Genomic DNA, 18,665 nt, shown 5'->3' with positions numbered 1-18,665 from the left:
CGCCCGTTGATGTCGTGGCCCGCAGCCACGCTGCCAGCGGGGGTCTCCTCCGAACAAGCGCCAGTCATCTGTTGAGGGCGTCTCACGTCCTGCTCGGGACCTTGCTGGCGGCTCTTGCCTGACATCTGCGGTTCTCGATAGCGTGCGGGCCGGGTGGCGGAGGTGAGGCGTTGTCGTTGGTCGCCGAGGTCGTGGCGCGGCTCAACGCGGTCCGCGTCGACCTCCATCAGCAGCGGCAGAGCGCATTGAGCCTTGCCGACCAGCTCGATGAGACCACCCGCCGGCTGACCGCGATGATCGGCACGTCCACCAACCCTCATGCCCGGATGGCCCTGGCCCGCCTCGCTGCTGGGGCGCAGCGGTTACGTGAGGGGGCGCAGCTTGCCGGTGGCGCCGAGGCGGCCGTCGCGGCCTACGTCCGCCTCATCACTGGTACAACAGTCGCCACCGCCGGTGGCGGCGAGGCCGCCGCCTCGGTCGGGCCCGCTGCGGCGCAGGCCCGGCCGCAGAAGTCGGCCGTTGACGAGATTCGACCGCATGTCGGGCGTGATGTCGCTGCGGGGCGGTTGTACGACACCGAGGGGCGGCCGTTGACGCCGTTGGTCGGGCCGGGGGACACCGGCGCCGGTGCGGGTCTCGCCGCTCCGCTGCCGTCGCTTCGGTTCATCAGCCATATCGAGTCGAACGCCACCGCGCACATGCGCCGGCATCGCATCCGGCACGCCGTGCTCTACACGAACATGAGGCCCTGCCTCGGCGAGGACGGCTGCACCCAGAACATCAAGGCCACACTGCCGGCAGGCTATAGGTTGACCGTGTACCAGGTACGCCCCAACGGGGGCGTGCGGGTCTGGCTGTTCGATGGAACCGGGGAAGGGATCGCCGATGATCGAAGCTGACGAGCACCCCGTACAGGGCGACGAAGCCGCCGTGGCGGACCTCCAGGAGCGGGCACACATCCTCGATACCCCCGCGCTGACCGCACACGCTCTGTCGCTGGGAATCCGCCCTCCCGATGACGGGCCCGGCTGGCTCATCGTGCGCGAATACGCCGACGACGGTGCCGACCGGGGTCTGTTCTGGGTTGGGCCAGACGACCAGTAGCCGAAGCACTAGAGCCAGCCTCGTGCCTGGGCCGGGGGACCTTCACGGGCCGGTCAGTAGCCCTTCAGGACCAGAGGGCTCCGTTGTTGAGCCGCTCATGCCAACGGTCGAGCTTCGCTGTCTGGGTGGTGCTGGTGATCTCGGTGAAGCCTTCGCGGTCGCCTATCCACCACGAGCTGTCGTAACGGACGATCATCCGGTATCGGTCACGGGTTGAAAGCAGGGTAACGAGGCGCTGCTCCTGGTATAGGCGCATCTGGGCGTGGTCGATGGAACGCGGTGTGCGGTCGGGGTCGACGTCGCTGGGAGCGGTGGTCATCGGGTTCGTGATCTCGTTCATGTCTTGCCCTCCCTTCACAGCTCGATGCGGCGAACGTCGACAGTGGCAGCTGGCGTGATGGGTGGCTCTAACCCGATGTGATGCTCACCGCGCTGTGCGGGTGTGACTTGTTTGGTGTGTTCGGTCGCAGTGGTGGCGCTGAGGGCGAGCGTGGCGGTCACGTGTTCGGAGACCAGCTCATGGCCGACCATGACCGCGGTCCCGACGGCGACGGTGGTGATTTCCAGGCGTGTGAGGTAGGCGTACTCGGACTCGGTGCGCGGGTCCGGGAGTCGCGTTTCGTGGTCGTACATGCTGTTGATGTCGCGGGCGCGCTGGACGTGCCAGGCGAGGATGACGGCGTCGATGGGGTCGTTGTCGTAGGCGATCGAGACGGCGAACTCGTAGCTCAGGCGTCGTTGCTCGGTGGTGAATACCTCTGGTGTGAGCCATCCGGCCACGGCGCGGGCTTGTTCGGGGTGTTGCACCAGATCGGCGATGACGGCGTCTTCCCGGTGTAGCTGTACGGCCGTCACCGATGTCACCTGGACGGTGCGGTCCGGGTCGATGGTGCTGGTGGGTGTGAAGGTGTCGGCTTGGACGGTGAGGGCCTGTCCGAGTCGGGTCAGGCTATCTCGGGCTTCCGGGTTGCTGGTAAGTGCGGCTGCCGCGAGGTAGGGGTCGGCGAAGTCGGCGGTGTCGCGGTCGAACGCGGCTTGGATGACGATCTGGGTGTAGGCGCGGATCCGGTCGCTTCCTGGTGCGTTAACCGCGAGTGCTTGTAGCCAGGCAGTGTCGACATCGGGCCGGTCGACCAGTTCGACGATTGCGTCGGTGAGCCGTTGTGTCTCGTAGCCAGCTGTTTGTAGGTCGAGGATCGCGGTGTAGATGGCTTGGTGGGCGGGGTGACCGAAGTCCTCGGTGCTGAGGTGCTCGGTGATGAGGGCCTGGTCGCGGTCGGCGAGCAGTGCGCCGAGAATGCCTTGTTCGGCGCGCATGATCAGGTCTGACATGGCGTTCCTTACTGGTGGTCGAGCTGGTCGCGGGCGGTGTCGGCGGCGCGCATCCGGGCGCTCGTGTCGTCGAGTTGGGCGTGGTGGGCGGGGTCGGTGCAGCGCAACCAGGTAGTGCCGTCGGTGCTGCGGGTCCACCACGTCCCGTCGAGGCGGGTGTAGTAGGGCATGCTGCGGCTGTGCGGCTGAGCGTGACCAGCTTTCAAGGCGGTGGTCATGTCCTGATCGCTAATCTCGTCACTGATCGCAGCCCCTGGCTCTGCCGTGGGGCTGGAGTTCATGAGTGGCGGCCCGACCCTCTGCCACCGCTCAGCCAGGTCCGGGTGTGCCTCGCTCAGGACGGTGGCGTCCTTGTGGCCGGCGCGGCAGGTAGGGGCCCAAAAGGAAGTGATGGCGGCGATGGTCTGGCGTAGTTCGCCATGCCAAGACCGGGCGGTGTGTGCGGCTGCGGCAGCGTCCGGGCTGTTGTAGATCGCGTTTCGCCAGGCTTTGAGGCTACGGAACTCTTCGACGAGGCCGGGGTGCTGAGGCCAGCACAGCGGTAGACGTTCTTCCCGGGACAGCTCGTACAGGTCGTGGATCCAAACCACCCACTCGACAAGGGCCTTCCATTCGGCTACCTGCTCGTCGGCGGTCATGGTGTGCCATTCCCGAATCAGCGGGCGCGGTGTCTCCGTGCCCGCTGAAGGGGCCCGGCCTGTGTCCAGGGTGTCGGTGTCGCGTTGGGGTGTTGCGGTCATCGGGATGCCTTCGGGGTGTGGTCCATGAGGGTGCGGGCGTCGCGGGTGGCCCGGGCGTAGTCCTTGGCGTGACGGCTTTCGTAGTGACGGACCATCCGGGTCTTCACCGCCGGGGTCGTGGCGTGGATGACCAACGCCTCACGGTGTTCTTCGTCGAGAACGCGGATGGCTTCGGGCGCCATCGTTTTCCGGTCGACGACGCTGGCTTGGACGCTGACGCCGTGGGCGTTGCGTTGCGGAACGAGAAGCGTTTCGCGGTAGGTGCCGGCGAGTTGGGAGAAGTCGTCGAGGTCCGCGCCGGCCAGGCCACCGAGGGCGATCTTGATGGTGGAGTTGGCCCACAACATCTTGCGGCCGACGGCTCCCCAGCGTTGTTCGGCGGCGGCGAGGTTCTGCAGGACGGCGGCGACGAAGATTCCACTACCGGCCGCGTACGACATGAGCTGCGGCAGGTCGGGCAGCGGGACGACGTTCGTGACCTCGTCGAGGATCATGCCCAGCGGTGGATCCAGGCGCCCGGTGGGTGCGCGCAGGGCGAGGCGTTTCGCGGTTGTCGTGATCTCGTCCACGAACGCGGTGACCAGGGGTGCGAGCGCTTCGGCCTGATTCTCGTCGACGAGCAGGTAGATGGTGTCGGTACCCGAGCGCAGGAACCTCTCGACATCGAACGAGTCCGAGGTTGGTCCGCTGAACACCTGGTGGGCGGCCTCGCCGAACAGGCAACTGGTACCGGTCTGGACCGTGGTCCAGAGGTTCGAACGGGTGGTGGGTGGCTGGCGGTAGAACCCGTCGAGCATTCGCAGCACCCCCTCGCGGGCGCCGTAGGCGTCCCGTAGGAGCTTGACGGGTTCGTCGTTGGTGTCATCGGTGGACCAGACCAGGACGTCGGCCATGGTTCTGCCGGTGAGCGCGGCGGTGTGCAGCCACGCGGCCACGAGGTTCGTGGCGGTCAGGCCGAAGAACCCGGCGTTGGTCGCGTCCGCCCCGTCCTGCTTCCCGACCTGGATCATGACGTCGGCGCGTTTGCGGGCGATGTCGTAACGTTCGCAACCGGCGATCGGGGTCCAGGTGACCCGATGCGGCCAGGTGAGGTCCCCGGTCAGCTCCATCACCCACGCCGTGCCGGCACGCAGCGTCGCCGTGGCTTCGAGAACGTCGGGGCGGACCGAGGTCACCACTGCCGCGCCGGGAAACCCGCGCAGCCACGGAATGATCACCTGAGAGGTTTTGCCCTGCCGGGGTGCGGCCACGACCAGCACCGACGATTCCAGGCTCCCGTACAACGGCATCCGCCCGGCGGTGCCGAGTTCCACCGCGACGTCGACCAGCTGCGGCTTCCCAGGGAGTTCGGGGCGGAGTCGGGTCGCTTTCCGTAGAACCGCAGCGGCGGACAGGTTCTTGGCCAACTGCTGACGGGAGGCCATGCCCCTGGCCTGCCGGTCTGTGCCCCACCGCCGACCCACCAGCACCGCGACGGTGACCATGGCCGCGAGCACCAGTGCCATGGCGGTGTAGAGGCCAACCGGACCGGGCAGCTGTGCCTGAGCGGCTGCGGGCCAGGCCAAACGCGGATCGGCCGGGTGTTTGGGCAGAGCGACCGCGATGGCGAACGCGTCGCCGATCGAGACGCCCGGCCAGGTGAACTTGAACAGCAGCCCGGCGACCTGCCCCGACAGCCAGGTGCCGACCATCGCGAACCCCGCGACCCCGATGATCGCGATGATCGCGTAGTCCGATCCGCTGGTCAGACCACCGCCGCGTAGACGCGTGGTGTTCCCGCTCATCTCGACCCTTCGTCTACGGCTCGCCCCGCCGCGCGTTCGAGGTCCGCGGCGTAGATCTCCCGCGCCGCCCTCACGGCGGCATCGCGGGTCACCGGGTGGGTGAGGTACCGCTGAATCAGGACTCGCTCCTTGGCGATGGGGGTGTCGTGCTGGCAGCCGCCCTCGTGTACCTCGCGCAGCGCCGTGTAGATGTGCCGCGGCGTTCTGACGGTGGGACTGGGCAGGAAGTCCTCACTGAGCGCCTGGTAGATATCGCGGCGAAGCTGGGAGGTGAAGACCTCCTCGGGCAGCAATCCGGTGACGACCCAGCCGATGTCGGGAAACTGGAGGAGCCCGGCCAAGATGTTCTGCTCGGCCCGGAGGCGGCTCCTGCTCGGCTCCGCCGGTGCGCGTGTGGCCGGCCGCTGCTCGTACCACTGCTCGAACAGCGTCGACGTCGGGCCTTCGGCGTGGTCGGGTCGAAGGCGGAGAATCTCCGCCCGTCGGGTCAGGGCCAATCCGAGACGCGCGTACGCGTCGCGGCGGACCTGAGATTCGTCATCGCCTCGGGGTCGGCCGAGTTGGCGCAGTTCGCGGTCGATCGCCGTCTCGCTGCCCGACCTCACCACCTCGACGTAGGCGATCGCTATCTCCGCCTCGTCGGCGCTGCGGGCCGTGGCCGCGAGTTCTTCGAGGAGGTTCACGGTGATCCCACCATGGGCAAAGCGCTGGGCGCAGTCGGCCGCGACCTGGCCCGCTGTCCACCTGGGGCGGGTCGCCTGGACGCGGAGGATGTCGGTGTAGAGCCGGCCGGCGATCGGGTGGTCGAAGTCGTCGGCATGCAGGTACCCGGCCTCAGCCGGCGGGGGTCGCTCGGCCAGTGTCGTGCCGATGACCAATTGTTGGCACCGGGTCTCCGCCCATCCCATCCGACTACACCGCCATCCGCTCGTTGGTGTAGAACAGCTGCCGCTCTTGGGCGGTGAGGATCGTTTGCACGATCTGGCTGGGCTGCCGTCCGACCTTCCACAGGGCCCGGCCGACGTGTTCGCCGGACCATGAGGCGATGTGGGCGCATTCGGTGTCGGTGAGCCCGATCTGCTCCTTCGTCATGGCCAACGGGGCGGTGTCCTGGCGCAGACAGACCCGCACGTCGCAGGAGGCGATCAAATTGCTGGCAATCATGACTTCTTCGCTGCCGGCGGCGCCGACGGCTTCGAAGTCGGCCAGCCGGTGGGTACTGAGCATCTGCAGGGTGCCCTGCGCGCGGGACAGTCGCAGGTCGGAGTCGACCTTGCGGATCATCGCGGGGACGCGCATGGCCCGCCAGAGTTCGTCGCGGATGACCATGCGTACCGGGCCGCCCGGTTCGTCAATCGCCGCCTGCCCCCACGACGACACACAGGCGAGGGTCATCGCCACGGTTTCGTCACCGCGCCCGTCGATCCGAGACAGGTCAACGGTCTGGATCGGCGCGTCGAAGTCCAGGTTGACCGTGGTGGGTCCGTCGAACAGGCCACTGAGGGAGCCGTGGATCATGTTGCCGAGTGCGTCGGCGGTGGGCCGAATCATCTCCCGCAGCTCCGCGGTGTCGTCACCGCGGATACGCAGTTCCGTCGCCATCTCCGGCAGCGGATCGCGGAGCAGTGCCCAGACGGCGGGAATGGTCGGATCGGTCAGATCGCTGTGACCGGTCGCCTCGCCGGAGGCGTGTTTGATCGCCAACGACAGGGCCGCTTCCTCGGTCGGTGACAGGGCACGGCCGAGGCGCATAACCAGCAGCGAGGACAACAAAGTGATGCGGCGGCGGTGGATCTCGTCGAGGCGCTCGCGTAGCTGTTCGGGGTCGGCGGGCAGGTTACGTCCCAGGGGTCCGCTGTCGAGGGGGTTGAGGCGGTTGCCGAGGCCGGGACCGAGTTCCATCGGTTCGACGCCGAGGTGCCGGGCGAGGGTGGCGTACTCGTTCTTGATGTCGCCCAGGACGAAGGCTTTGACCCCGTACGCCATCAGCCGGTAGCAGAGCAGCTTGATTGTGGCCGACTTACCCGACCCGGGGACACCGGTGATCAGGAAGTTGGGGTTGGTGATCAGTCCGAGTCGCAGCCATTCGATGGGGTGGCAGGAGAAGCTGCCGCCGGATTGGGTGTCGATGCCGATGTAGGTGCCGGTCGGGGGCATCGTCTGTCCGTACAGCCAGGGGTAGAGGCCCTGCATCTGGCCGGTGGAACTGCGGAAGACCGGGACCTGCGGTGCGCGGGCGGCGCGGCCGGCGAACGGGCGGGCCCAGCCGCGTCGCGGTGGCGTCGGCTCTGGCCGGACCCGCTCCGGTGCCGCTTCCGGTATCCGGATCGTGGTCGGGGTGGGCAGCTGTCCGAGCACGTCGGCCAGGTCCACGACGGGCAGGTCGTTGCCTCGCTTACGCCGCAACGGCATCCACCTCACCTCCCTGCGCCTGGTGCGGTGTGGGAGCACTGCGGGATGTGGTGTTCATGGCGGGTTACCACCTCTTCTTCGGTAGTCCGAAGCCGAGCGGGAGGGCGCCCATGACGAAGCCGACATCGTGGGCGTACCACATGCGGCGGATTTCGATCCGGGCCGCGGCGGCGTCGGCTTCCAGCGCCAGGCAGGCGTCTTCGAGCTGGTCGGCGTCGGTGACGGTCAACGTCACGTAACCGGTGAAGCGGACCAGTCCGTGGCCGGCGGCGAGTTCGGCGTCCTGCGCCTCCGCGCGAACGAGTGCCTGGCGTTCGTGCTCAGGCACGATCTGCTTGGTCCGTTGGCGCATCCCCACGGCGACGGAACGTTTGGTCCGCTCCCCCATCACCTTCCGCGACGCCTCCCGAGGCCCGAGGGGTTCGATGTGCATGGAGAACGATCGGCGGTGCACGCCCTCGCCGAGCAGTGGTGCGAGGACGGTGGCGTACACCTGGTTACGCGGCCAGTCGTGAATCCAGTACGTCACGGAATGGGCGCCGTCGTGGGCGTAGGCGTGCGGTTTGCTTTCCGCCGCCGCCGGGCCAGCGACCGCCGGGTCGACGCCGGCTGCCAGGCCGTCGGCGTTCACGGCGCTGGCGTTGGCGCGGCGTTCGGCCAGGTGCCGACCCGAGTGCGGGTCATAGGCGGTCCGGATCACCTCGGCGAGATCACGCGGGCCGAGCCACGACTCGATTTGCAGATCCGCTCCGGCGATCGACGCGCCCAGGGCGCGAAGGTGCCGGGTGAGGATTCCGGCGGCGGCGGCGCTTCCGCCACCGGCGCCTTTGATCGCCCCGGAGGCGCGGCGCTCGTCCATGGTGAACGCGAGATACGCCTCCCGGCCGCTGGTCGAGAGGGTGGCGCCGGCCAGTAGACCCGAGGTGACCTCGACCGCCTGCCGTGGTGCCCCGTCGGCGACGTGGTCGGCGTGCCAGCGACGCAGCGCGGCACCGGACTCCGGCACGATCCGCTGCAACGCCTGCACACGGGTGATCGGGTTCCCCTCGGTGCACAACCCGGCCAACAGGGCGCCCCAGCTCGCGACGCGTTGGTCGCGGCGGCTGGAGTCGACCAGGCTGATGCCGGAGTACCGTACCCGGGCGACCGCGGTGTAAGTCCGGTCCAGGCGGTGGTACGCCACCGCCAAGGGTGCACCGGTCGGCCCCCGCCCTTCCATGATTTTGATCGGGGCGAGGAGGCCGGGCAGGTCCATCGGCTTCGGCGCGGTCTTGTCCGCCGTGGCATCCGGTGCGAAGGCCGCGGACAGGAAACGGTGGCGGGTGCGGGACCTACCAACGTGGTATGAGGTGAAGGCGAGGACCCACTCGTCGACGGTTCGCCCGCCGAGACGGAGGAACGCCAACGCCGTGAGGATCGCGGCGACGGGCCAGAGGACCACGCCGGCCTGCATCCGCGCCGACGCGAGCGGCCAGATCGCGGCGAGGACCGCCGCGGCGACCATCACGACGCGTTGAAGGGTCATCCCGAACAGGAACGCGACCTTCTCGTGCTGCCACCCGAAGTAGGTGCGGGTGCTGTGGTCGGAGTTGGTGCTCACTTGCCGACCTCCTCAATCGGGCTGGTGTACGTGGGCTGATGAGGAACCGGCGGCGGCCCGGGATCCGGCGCCACCGGTTCGGTGCGGGATTCCGGCATCGACCCCGCCCATGGGACCTCGGGAGTGGCCACGGAGCTACTGCGGTCGGGTTGTACCGGCGGCGCCGGCTGCGTATCGCCGCTGGAACCACCGCCAGTGGCGGCGCCGGTCCAACTTCCCCCGTACTGCGGGTAGCCGGCGGGTCTGGCGTGCGGGTTCGCGCCGTGGATTCCGGCGTGCCCGGCGGTCTGCTCCATTCGCCCGGCGAGGGAGTTCACGGCGCGTTGGGCCATGTCGATACCAGCGGCGGCGAACGCGATCGGTAGGGCGACCGCTCCCAACGCCCCGGCAGCCCCAGCCGCTCCGGCGCCGGCCGCAGCGGACCCCCCGGTCGCGGCGGCGCCGGTTGCCCCGGCTCCCGTCGCTCCGGTGGCGCCGGCCGCGCCGGTCTCGGTGCCGGCGGCGGCCATGGTGCGGGCCTCGGTGGCCTGGCTGAACTGGGCCGGGTTCACCCCGACGGGGGATCCGCCGCCGCTGTTGGTGCGACCGGCCGCGAAGCCGAGTAGACCGGCCATGCCTCCGCCGGCGGCGGCCTGCACGGTGGCGAAGGTGAAGAAGCGGGCGATGACCGGCCACGCCACGACCGCGAGGAGGAGGACCAGCATGCCGGTCAGGAGGGTGGTGAGGTCCTTGGCCCGGGTGGGGTCGGTCGGGTCACCGAAGATACCGAATCCGATCGCGAACACCATCGCGATCACGGGCTTGAGGATGATCAGCTGGATCGTCGCCGCGCAGAGCTTCGACCACCAACTCTTCGTCGTCTCCGAGATCTGCCCGACCGCCGCGATCGGCGAGGTCGCCAGCAGCACCGCGATCGCGGCGTTGCGCAGCAGCATCTCGAACCACAGCACCAGCGTGAGCGCGATCCCGACCAGGGCCAGTATCAGCATCAGCGAGGCGGAGGTGCCGTTGACGCTGGTGAGCTGGAACAGAACGGTCAGCTTGGCCTTCAGTCCGTCGTTGCCGCCGAGGGATCTGTCGACGATGCCTTTGGTGATCTCGTCCGAGGCGATCAGTGCCGCGTTCGCGACGAGCATCGTGGCCAGGAACGCCAGCACCGCTTTGCCGGTGCCGACCAACCCTTGGGCCAGGGCGGAACCGTCCTGGGTGACCGCGGTTCGGATGATCTGGATCAGCAGCAGCAGCGCGGCGATCCCCATCGCGAGCCACTTCGAGATCGCGTACGGCCCGTCGATGCTCATCAGGTCGATGTTCGGAAAGGCCACGAACGCGTCCGCGAACGTCTTCAGCAGCGACGTCGCGGCGTCGGCGAACGACTTGCAGACCGACTCCCAGGCGTTGCCCGCGACACCACCGATGACACCGCCGATGATGTCCCCGGGGTTGCAGCCGCTGGAGTCCCCGTGGATGGGGTCGCACGCGGCGACCACGGCAATCATGGGGTAAGCACCTGCCATCCCCGAGCGGCGGCATCAGCGGTGTTGGGCTGCGCGACCAGGCTGGCGTAGTCGGCAAACCTGCTCGCCCCGGGCCTGAGGGCTTTCCAGTCGGTGCCGTCCCAATGCAGTTCGATCGGGTACGCCCCGAGCGTTGGCGTGACCTGACCACCGGAGTTGGTGGTCAGATAGGCCAGGATCACCACCGTCACGGTGTCCGGTGAGGCGTCACGCAGTTGGTAGGCGGCGGGCCCAAAGGTGATCGACGCACCCGACGGGACCGGGCCGGTGGTCGGCAGGCCCAAGGAACGGCGGATATTGAGTCGCCCTTGCGCCATCTCGTCCTCGGCGCCGTCGAACGACGGGTCCGCGATCACCGAGGCGATCTGCCGGCCCCGCTGCGGGTCGAGGGTAGACAGGATCTGGGTTAGGTACTCCGCGCCCGCTATCGCCGCACCCTGCATGGTGTGGGGATAACCGACCGATATCCCCTCCACGGTCCGCTTACCCTTGACGAGTTGTAACGGGCCTGCGGGAACCTGCTGGACCGGGGACGGCGGAGCCGGGGACGCCGACGCCGCACTGCCCCTCGGTGGGTCACCGGCGGAGCGGGAAAGCGTCCAGGTGATCAGCACGGCCGCTGCGGCCACGGCGATCGCCACGGAGACGATCACCGTTACGCGCCGTCGGCGGGGGGTCTCATCCAGGAAGGTGCTCATAAGCGCTGGTGGTTAGCCGGCCGCACCGAAGACGGTGTTGACCAGGGGAATCGCGATCGCGGTAGCGATCACGCCGGCTAGCGACCAGATGAAGGCGCTCTTGCCCTTCTCGGCCGTGTCGGGGCGGTTAGAGAGCTTGCCGGCGGCCATCAGACCGCCGGAGGCGAGAGCCGCGATGGCGCAGGCGATCAACGCGCCCCACTTGACGTAGGACAGCAGCAGCGAGACTCCGTTGCTGCCACCAGTCGGGTCGGCGGGGGCCGGATTGGGCACGTCCGCGAACACGGACAACGCGGAGGCAAGGTGATGCATGGGGAGTTCTCCTCGCGAGCAGGGGTGTCGCCGCTGGCGTCTTCCCTGGTCAACCCAGGGAAGACAACAATCACGAACAGCGGGGGAACTGTAAGCGGTCCCCCACCCCGGCGCGATAGTCTCCAGCGGAGTGACATGGCTCATAGGCGAAGGAGTTGCGCCAACGATCGCGAACAACGCATCCTGGGTTGGAACGTCAACAGTCGAGAGGCCAACCACTGGGATGACCACCGACAATGACGGGCCAAACTTCGTCGCGGCGCGCTTGGACCACCTCTTCCGGACGGTCTATCCCGCCGCACTCGGCCGCCCCTACAGCTACCGCGAGGCCGCCGCGAAGATCGCGGAACTCGCCGGTCACCGGGCCGTGTCCTCGGTGTATCTGCAGCAGATCCGCACCAGCAAGCGCGCGACCCCGAGCCTGGACAAGCTGATCTGGATCGCCCGCCTGTTCGGCGTCCCGGTGGAGTACTTCGCCGACGGCGTCATCGCCGATCGCGTCGACGCGCAGTTGGCGATCGTCACCGAGCTGCGCGATCACGGGGTGCGTGAACTCGCCCGGTTGGCCGCTGGGCTGTCCGCCGAAGCCCTGGATCCGATCAAGGCTCAGCTGCGCTACTTCCGGCGCCTGGAAGGGCTGCCGGAGATCACGGACGACCCGGTGGAGCCGTCGGCCTGATTGTGAGATGTGCCTCTGACCTGCGCTTTCCCCCTGGTCGGTACTCACATTTCCTCGCTACTCTCCCGAATGCGGATATTCCAGCCCGGTGGCTTTCTGTCGCCGGGCTTACCCATGCGACGCGGGGAGAAGCTGTGCGCCGACCACGCACCCCACAGCACAACACCGAACCCCGCCCACGCGACCTACGGCGCCGGTGCGAACGTCTCCTCGACGACAACGGAATCGTGGTGCCGTCGCCGTTCGACCGGCACTCCCTGGCCGCCGTCGTCTCCCGCCACCGCGGGCGCCCCGTCGAGGTACGGGACCTGCCCGTACCCGTACGAGCAGACCAGCACTCCGGCGTATGGGTACACACCACGACCCAGGACCTGATCTTCGTCGACCCGACACGCAGCCCGTGGGAGCAGGACCACATCACCGCCCACGAGGTCGGACACATGCTGTGGAACCACGAGGCATCCGACGTCGACCTCGGCGAGATCCTGCTACCTGACCTGGACATGAGCGTCGTACGGGCCATGCTCGGCCGGCACGACTTCAGCACCGAGCAGGAACGCGAAGCGGAGATGATGGCCACCGTCATCATCGACCGGGCCGCCCGGACCCCCGGTGCCGTTCCCTCGGCTATCGACCGGGTCACGTCCGCCCTGTCGCTCGACGATGTCTGAGATCTCGAGTTCCGAACTCGTCGTCGTCGCCGTCCTGTGGCTGGCCTCCGCCGCCCGTGTGCACACGGTGCGCGCCGGCCCGGCCCACCGCGCGCTGTTCGTGGCGATCACCGCCCTGGCGCTGTCGATGACCGCCCGCGTCGATGTCATCGCCCACGACATCGACCAGCTCACCGGGGTCCACGGCGCGGGGGTGCTAATCAAGCACGTTAGTGGGCTGGTCGCCGTGGCCGCGCTGTTCGACCTCGCCGTCCTCGGCACCACTACCCGGATCCGCCGGCACGGCCTGCCCCTGGCCGGACTGGTCGTCACGACCGTGTCCATGACCGTCCTGTTCTGGGCGATGCCCCGCGACGACTCCGCCGACTTCGCCGACCGCGCCGGCGGACACCCCCTCGCCACCTGGTACATCCTGATCTGGACGACCTACCTCGGCCTGGCGATGGCCCTGTCCACCCGGCTGTTCCACCACGGCCACACCGCCAGCCGCCACCGGGTCGTCCGCGCCGGGCAACTCGTGCTCACCATCGGCTGCGCCATCGGCACCGGATACAGCCTCTACCGCCTCGCCTACTTCGGCGCCCGCCTCGTCCACGGCCCACCGGCCCGGGGCGACACGTTCTACGTCGACCTGTCCGACGACATCAAATACCTCGCCATCCTGTTCATCGCGATAGGTCTCAGCACCGCCGGTATCCCCGCCACCCGCGCCAGCCTCCGCGCCCGCCGTCACCTGCGCGCCCTGCAACCGCTGTGGCAGGCGCTCGTCCCGGCCAACCGCCGCCTCGACCCGCCCGGCCTCACTCCCCGCGACCGGCTGGCCCGACACACCGTCGAGCTCTACGACGCCATCCACGTGCTGCACCGCAACGCCGCCCCACACCTCGCTCCCCTCGCCCGCACCCGACTCGCCGGGCGCGGACTCGTCGGCGACGACCTCGACACCGCCACCTACGCCCTTGTGCTCCGCGCCACCTGGCAACAGAACACACGGCAGTCGGGCGTCATCCAGAACACCTCACCACCGCTGTCCGCCGACCCAGCCAGCGGACTCGCCTGGCTGCTCGACCTCGCCCGCCTCTGGGACACCCCCGCCGTCAACGACACCCTCGCCGACCTGCTCGCCACACAAGAGGCCGCCCGATGACCACGGTCACCGCCACCGAATCCCGCACCGCCCGCCTACTCACCGACTGGCTCGACCCCAAAACGTGGATCATCGCCGTCAGCCTCATCACCGGCTGGACCGCCGACCGGTGGCCCGGCCTCGGCTGGGGAGCACTCAGCGCGCTGTTCGCCGCGATCATCCCCGTCCTGATCATCAAACGCGGCGTGCACGCCGGACGATGGGCCGACCGGCACCTCGGCGTCATCCGCACCCGCCTCATCGTGATGGCCCTCATCCTCACCTCGGTCGCCATCGGCATCGCGATCATGCTCCTCGGTGGGGCGCCCACGTCCGTCGTCGCGCTCACCGTCGCCATGTTCACCACCCTCGCCGTCCTGACCGCCATCACCCCACGCTGGAAAATCAGCGTCCACACGGCCGTCTCCGCCGGAGCGACCACCATGCTCGCCAGCCAACTACCCCTCATCGCGATCCTGATCCTCACCCTGGTCGTCATAGCCGTCGCCTGGTCCCGCGTCGCGCTACACGACCACACCCGAGCCCAGATCGTCGCCGGTGGCGTTCTCGGCGCCCTGATCGCCGGACTGCTGTTCACCTCACTGAGGTGACCATCCGGGAAACATCCGTTAACAATAGTTGACAGTCCCGCTTCGTCAGGGGCTACCCTCGGCCGCACGCCTTGCCGCCAGCAATCGCGTACACCCCTGATGGTTGATCCCCGAGGTAACGCGCAATGCCCCCACACCCCCAGCAGGCACGATGAGGCGCCTGCTCGCGCTCGCACCCCTCGCCCCCGTAGCGCTCGCGCTCGCCATCGCCGTCTCCGCGACCGGCAGCGGCGCCCTCGACCCCGTCGCATCCACAACCGGCTGCCTCCCCGCCGTCACGGAGGGAAGCGAAGCGCAGACCGCCCTCAAAGCGCTCACCCCGACCGCCCTGATCAACGCCAAGACCATCTACGACACGTCGGCGCAGATGAAACTGCCGGCGCGGGCTGCGGTCATCGGCATCGCCACCGCGCTGCAGGAGTCCTACCTCAAGAACATGGCCAACTCGAACGTGCCCAGGTCACTCACCCTGCCGCACGAAGGCGTTGGCTCGGACCACGACAGCGTCGGACTGTTCCAACAACGACCCCTCCCACCAGACGGCGAAGGCGGCTGGGGAACGGTGCAGGAGCTCATGACCCCCACCATCTCCGCCACCAAATTCTTCTCCAAGATGCGCACCATCGACGGCTGGGAAACCATGCCCCTCGCCGTCGTCGCCCAACGCGTACAAGTCAGCGCCTTCCCCGACGCCTACGCCAAACACGAACCCCTCGCCACGGCCATCGTCAACGCCATCACCGACGGCACCCTCACCTGCACCGCCCCCGGATCCCCCTCCGCCTCAGGCTGGATCAAACCCGTCAACGGCACCTTCACCAGCGGCTTCCGTACGCCCGACCGACCAGACCACGACGGCGTCGACGTCGCCGCCCCGAAAGGCACCCCCATCTACGCCGCCAACGCCGGCATCGTCATCACCGCCACCTGCAACAGCCCAAACTGCGACATCGACGGATCCATCAACACCCCCGGATGCGGCTGGTACGTCGAAATCCAACACCCCGACAACACCTCCACCCGCTACTGCCACATGCTCCGACAACCATTCGTCACCAAAGGCCAACCCGTCACCACCGGCCAACAAATCGGCATCGTCGGCACCAGCGGCAACTCCACCGGACCCCACCTACACTTCGAAACCCACACCAGCACCCCACCCACCAGCACCAACGCCACCGAACCGTTCGCCTTCATGCGCGCCCACGGAGTCGACCTTGGGTGAGCCGCCTGTAGGTCCTCATTACATCTGTCGGTTTCTCATCGAAATGTCGCCGCAGATGTCGCCCGCCTGGTCAGAGCCCCGGCGACCGCTGCCAACGCGCCCCACTCGAAGGAAACGACAGATCGATGAGACGCCGTCGATCAGGCCCAGGTCGACGAACCAGCCGCCGACATTTCTGGCGAGAACCTACACACCTGTAGGTTCTCAATGAATCTTGCACTGTCTCATCGCACTCGACTTGTCACTTGGCGACACAAGCGGAGCCCGAAGACGATCGGCGTCTGGCCCTGTGGGCCGAGCATGGCGCAACCGTCGCCGAGTTGATAACCGAGTTCGGCCGCAACGAGGGGGCCTCCCGTCTGGCCCGACCGAGTTGCGCCGCAGACCACCATCACCGGTGCAACCTCCCCCGGTGTGCTGCGGGGCTGAGTCAGGTCGTGGGCGACGGGGCCACCAGTGGGATCAGGGCGCCGCCCAGTTCGACGCAGACTGGGATGGTTGCCTGGTAGTGGGCGGTCAGGGTGGGGCCGTCGGTGTCCGGGTGGTCGACGCCGATCTCGACGCAGTCCCGGCCCGGTTGGGTACCCACGGTGTTGATAACGATCTGCCGGGTCGCCCAGTAGTTGATATCGGCCCGCACCTCGTGAAGCCAGGTGTCCAGTTCGACCGCGCTGTACCGGGCGTCTCGCAGGCAAAGATGTCCCGGTGGGATCGCCTGCCGTAGGGCGTCGTCGAGCGGTGACGCCGGCTTGCGATGGACCCACACCACGACCCGGTCGAGGTGGACCTCCAGTCCGGCGTACGCGGCAGGGTGTTCCTGGCCAATCCGCTGTGCCGCCTGCGCGTACTCATCGAGCACATCCTGGTCCGGCCAGTACGACTGGCCGGGGGTGACCGGCCCAGGGGGCGGATACGTTGCACACGGCGAGGACACGGCTTCTTGCCGCGGGGCGCTGGTGCCAGGCTGTCCGCATCCCATTGTCAGGGCCGGCAGCAGCATCGCGGCGATGGTGGCGACGAGTCGTGAGGGTATGCGCATCCGCAACCTTTCGGTGACGTCTTCCTTACCCACGGTAGTGCTCTGCTCGGAATGCGACGTGCTCGACCCTCCGGGCGGTTCCCGCTGCGCCCCGCCCAGCCTTGCGCCCCGACCTGGTGACCTTGGGATTGGACCGCGAGCGACGTGTCTGCAGTCGGGTACGCCCCGAGGACAAGCGCGCCAGGTGCATCCCACCCGGCGCGACTGGGCATTTTCTGGGCGCAATGTGTGGGCATTTTCTGGGCATCTCTGGTTGACTGGGTGATGAGCTCGACCGAGGAGATCACCCTGATGCTCACCCCCGACTCCGCCGACCCGACCGATGACAGGGCCGAGGCGCTGACCGCTGCGTTGCGCAAGCTGGTGCGGTACGGCCTGCCGCTGGCCCCTGGTCTCGTGGACGATGTGCTGCTCGACCTGCCGGGTGTGCGGGCGCGGGCGACGCAGCCGGATGACCGCGCGTCGCGGTTGGCCGCGTTCGACGGTCTGCTGCGCTGGTGCCTGGCCCGCTTCGACGACGAGTCGTTGACCGACGCGGCCCGAGCGATGTTCGGGCTGCCGCCCGGGATGAGTGGTACGACGCTGACCCAGCGGCGGGAGATCGCGGCGGCCGCGTGCGGGCACGAGGTCCATCACTTTCGCAAGCGGATCGAACCCCGGCTGCTCATTGTGCTGGCGTGGGCGCTGCGCCGCGACAGCGACGAGTACGCGCTGACCCGTGCGGTCGCGCCGCCGCTGGCCCGGCCCTCGGCACGGCCGCGGGTGCCCGCGGACCCGTTCGCGTGGGAAGCGGCCGAGCACGCCGAGCTGCTGTCGCGACTCTGGAGCGGCGTCTACCTGCTGCGTGCGGAACTGCTCGGCCTGGCCCGGGCGCGCAGCATGCGGGGCGAGCCGGCGGCGCTGGTCGCCGCCGCGTGCACCGCCCTGCGGAGATACGCGGAGCTGCTGGCCTTGACCGGACGGTACCGGGCGGCGTACGGCGAGGTGCTGCTGCACGCCGACACCGGCCTGCCCCCGGAGGGCTTGGTCGACCTCGCCGGGTGGACCCCGCGACTTGACCCGACCCAGCGGGCCGCGCTGGCGGGAGCTGCCGACGGTGCCGGTACCGAGCTGGCGTTCCTCGCCGCTGTCCCAGGCGAGATCACAGCCGGATGGTGCGAGGCCCTGACCGGGTTCAACCCTGGTAGTGCCACCGGCCTCGCTGCCGACCTCGGGACCGATCCGATCAGGAAGAAATAGGGGAAATCATGTCGAGGAGCGCATCGTGACGGCACAGCGGTACGTAATCACCGGCGGGCCGTCCGCCGGCAAGGAAGCCGTGTTCGCCGAGATGGCCGAACGCGGGCTGCCCATCACCGAGGGCGAGCCGGCGCGGGAGATCTACCGCGCGCACCGGGAACGCCTCGGCCGGCACCTGGAGGTCAGCGACCGCCGCGCCTACTCCCGGGAGGTGTTGCAGGCGTTCATCGCCGAATATGGGGCGCACATCGACGGGCTGCACTTCTACAACCGGGGCATCCCCGACGGGGACGGCTGGGACCGTGCGTTCGGCCTGGAGCCGTACCCCGAGCTGCGGGAGGCCACAGAGAAGTTCCGATACGACGGGGTCTTCATCCTCGACCCCTTGGACGACTTCAACAGCGAAGACGATCTGGTCTGGGCCAAGGAACGCGAGATCGTCCGCGTCCACCAATTGATCATCCAGGGGTATTACGACGCCGGATACTCGCCGATCTTCGTCCCCGCCAACGACGCCGCAGCGCGGGTCAACTTCATCCTCGCCAACGTGCCCGCCCCGTAGAGCTGGAGGACCAC

The 18,665-nt window shown here is 68.4% G+C and carries 20 protein-coding genes; 9 read left to right on the top strand and 11 right to left on the bottom strand.

What is annotated here, in order from left to right; genetic code table 11:
• The first annotated feature begins 170 nt into the window (after positions 1-170).
• Both ACI2K4_RS22115 and ACI2K4_RS22110 read left to right on the top strand, forming a co-directional pair.
• The gene (locus tag ACI2K4_RS22115) at positions 171-899 is read left to right on the top strand and encodes a DddA-like double-stranded DNA deaminase toxin (RefSeq protein ID WP_404513728.1); all 729 of its coding nucleotides are present in this window, start codon (positions 171-173) and stop codon (positions 897-899) included.
• Positions 886-1,104 carry a hypothetical protein gene (locus ACI2K4_RS22110; RefSeq protein ID WP_404513726.1) on the top strand — a complete coding sequence of 73 codons (219 nt, stop codon included), beginning with the start codon at positions 886-888 and terminating at the stop codon, positions 1,102-1,104. The genes ACI2K4_RS22115 and ACI2K4_RS22110 overlap by 14 nt, the downstream gene beginning before the upstream one ends.
• 64 nt (positions 1,105-1,168) lie before the next feature.
• Here the strand turns inward: ACI2K4_RS22110 and ACI2K4_RS22105 are convergent, their stop codons facing one another.
• The 10 genes from ACI2K4_RS22105 to ACI2K4_RS22060 all read right to left on the bottom strand — a co-directional run bounded on the left by ACI2K4_RS22105 (position 1,169) and on the right by ACI2K4_RS22060 (position 11,499).
• A complete protein-coding gene (locus ACI2K4_RS22105; protein ID WP_404513724.1) occupies positions 1,169-1,444 on the bottom strand; it encodes a hypothetical protein in 276 nt (91 codons plus the stop codon).
• A 14-nt stretch (positions 1,445-1,458) separates the two neighbouring features.
• Entirely contained in the window at positions 1,459-2,436 is a 978-nt protein-coding gene (locus ACI2K4_RS22100) for a DnaB-like helicase N-terminal domain-containing protein (RefSeq protein ID WP_404513722.1), read from the bottom strand.
• An 8-nt stretch (positions 2,437-2,444) separates the two neighbouring features.
• Positions 2,445-3,074, bottom strand: a complete 630-nt coding sequence (locus ACI2K4_RS22095) for a hypothetical protein (protein WP_404513720.1) — start codon at positions 3,072-3,074, stop codon at positions 2,445-2,447.
• A 98-nt stretch (positions 3,075-3,172) separates the two neighbouring features.
• Positions 3,173-4,960 carry a type IV secretory system conjugative DNA transfer family protein gene (locus ACI2K4_RS22090; RefSeq protein ID WP_404513718.1) on the bottom strand — a complete coding sequence of 596 codons (1,788 nt, stop codon included), beginning with the start codon at positions 4,958-4,960 and terminating at the stop codon, positions 3,173-3,175.
• A complete protein-coding gene (locus ACI2K4_RS22085) occupies positions 4,957-5,838 on the bottom strand; it encodes a hypothetical protein (RefSeq protein ID WP_404513716.1) in 882 nt (293 codons plus the stop codon). The genes ACI2K4_RS22090 and ACI2K4_RS22085 overlap by 4 nt, the downstream gene beginning before the upstream one ends.
• 34 nt (positions 5,839-5,872) lie before the next feature.
• The gene (locus ACI2K4_RS22080) at positions 5,873-7,372 is read right to left on the bottom strand and encodes a VirB4 family type IV secretion system protein (RefSeq protein ID WP_404513714.1); all 1,500 of its coding nucleotides are present in this window, start codon (positions 7,370-7,372) and stop codon (positions 5,873-5,875) included.
• 64 nt (positions 7,373-7,436) lie between these two features.
• On the bottom strand, positions 7,437-8,972 hold the full coding sequence (locus ACI2K4_RS22075; RefSeq protein ID WP_404513712.1) for an SCO6880 family protein: 1,536 nt from the start codon (positions 8,970-8,972) through the stop codon (positions 7,437-7,439).
• Positions 8,969-10,471 (bottom strand): hypothetical protein, encoded by a 1,503-nt coding sequence (locus ACI2K4_RS22070; RefSeq protein ID WP_404513710.1) that lies wholly within the window; start codon positions 10,469-10,471, stop codon positions 8,969-8,971. The genes ACI2K4_RS22075 and ACI2K4_RS22070 overlap by 4 nt, the downstream gene beginning before the upstream one ends.
• On the bottom strand, positions 10,468-11,187 hold the full coding sequence (locus tag ACI2K4_RS22065; RefSeq protein WP_404513708.1) for a hypothetical protein: 720 nt from the start codon (positions 11,185-11,187) through the stop codon (positions 10,468-10,470). Before ACI2K4_RS22065 ends, ACI2K4_RS22070 begins: the two co-directional genes overlap by 4 nt.
• A gap of 12 nt (positions 11,188-11,199) precedes the next feature.
• Positions 11,200-11,499 (bottom strand): hypothetical protein, encoded by a 300-nt coding sequence (locus tag ACI2K4_RS22060; protein ID WP_404513706.1) that lies wholly within the window; start codon positions 11,497-11,499, stop codon positions 11,200-11,202.
• Positions 11,500-11,722: 223 nt separating this feature from the next.
• On the opposite strand from ACI2K4_RS22060, the gene ACI2K4_RS22055 reads away from it, so the two are divergent.
• The 5 genes from ACI2K4_RS22055 to ACI2K4_RS22035 all read left to right on the top strand — a co-directional run bounded on the left by ACI2K4_RS22055 (position 11,723) and on the right by ACI2K4_RS22035 (position 15,811).
• Positions 11,723-12,178, top strand: a complete 456-nt coding sequence (locus ACI2K4_RS22055) for an XRE family transcriptional regulator (RefSeq protein ID WP_404513704.1) — start codon at positions 11,723-11,725, stop codon at positions 12,176-12,178.
• Positions 12,179-12,312: 134 nt separating this feature from the next.
• Complete coding sequence (locus ACI2K4_RS22050; protein ID WP_404513702.1) at positions 12,313-12,849, top strand: hypothetical protein; 537 nt, start codon at positions 12,313-12,315, stop codon at positions 12,847-12,849.
• Positions 12,842-13,996 (top strand): MAB_1171c family putative transporter, encoded by a 1,155-nt coding sequence (locus tag ACI2K4_RS22045; RefSeq protein ID WP_404513700.1) that lies wholly within the window; start codon positions 12,842-12,844, stop codon positions 13,994-13,996. Before ACI2K4_RS22050 ends, ACI2K4_RS22045 begins: the two co-directional genes overlap by 8 nt.
• The gene (locus ACI2K4_RS22040; protein WP_404513698.1) at positions 13,993-14,586 is read left to right on the top strand and encodes a phosphoesterase PA-phosphatase; all 594 of its coding nucleotides are present in this window, start codon (positions 13,993-13,995) and stop codon (positions 14,584-14,586) included. The genes ACI2K4_RS22045 and ACI2K4_RS22040 overlap by 4 nt, the downstream gene beginning before the upstream one ends.
• Positions 14,587-14,737: 151 nt before the next feature.
• A complete protein-coding gene (locus ACI2K4_RS22035; RefSeq protein ID WP_404513696.1) occupies positions 14,738-15,811 on the top strand; it encodes a M23 family metallopeptidase in 1,074 nt (357 codons plus the stop codon).
• 430 nt (positions 15,812-16,241) lie between these two features.
• Here ACI2K4_RS22035 and ACI2K4_RS22030 read toward each other — a convergent pair whose 3' ends face one another.
• The gene (locus tag ACI2K4_RS22030; RefSeq protein ID WP_404513694.1) at positions 16,242-16,670 is read right to left on the bottom strand and encodes a hypothetical protein; all 429 of its coding nucleotides are present in this window, start codon (positions 16,668-16,670) and stop codon (positions 16,242-16,244) included.
• Between the two features lie 441 nt (positions 16,671-17,111).
• On the opposite strand from ACI2K4_RS22030, the gene ACI2K4_RS22025 reads away from it, so the two are divergent.
• Positions 17,112-18,089 (top strand): hypothetical protein, encoded by a 978-nt coding sequence (locus tag ACI2K4_RS22025; protein ID WP_404513692.1) that lies wholly within the window; start codon positions 17,112-17,114, stop codon positions 18,087-18,089.
• A 25-nt stretch (positions 18,090-18,114) separates the two neighbouring features.
• Positions 18,115-18,651, top strand: a complete 537-nt coding sequence (locus ACI2K4_RS22020; protein ID WP_404513690.1) for an AAA family ATPase — start codon at positions 18,115-18,117, stop codon at positions 18,649-18,651.
• Positions 18,652-18,665 lie beyond the last annotated feature (14 nt).

The organism is Micromonospora sp. NPDC050397, from assembly GCF_044901685.1.
Taxonomy (GTDB): Bacteria; Actinomycetota; Actinomycetes; order Mycobacteriales; family Micromonosporaceae; genus Micromonospora_G.
The sequence above is the reverse complement of the archived record's forward strand: the minus strand, read 5'-3'. Positions and strand labels throughout refer to the sequence as shown.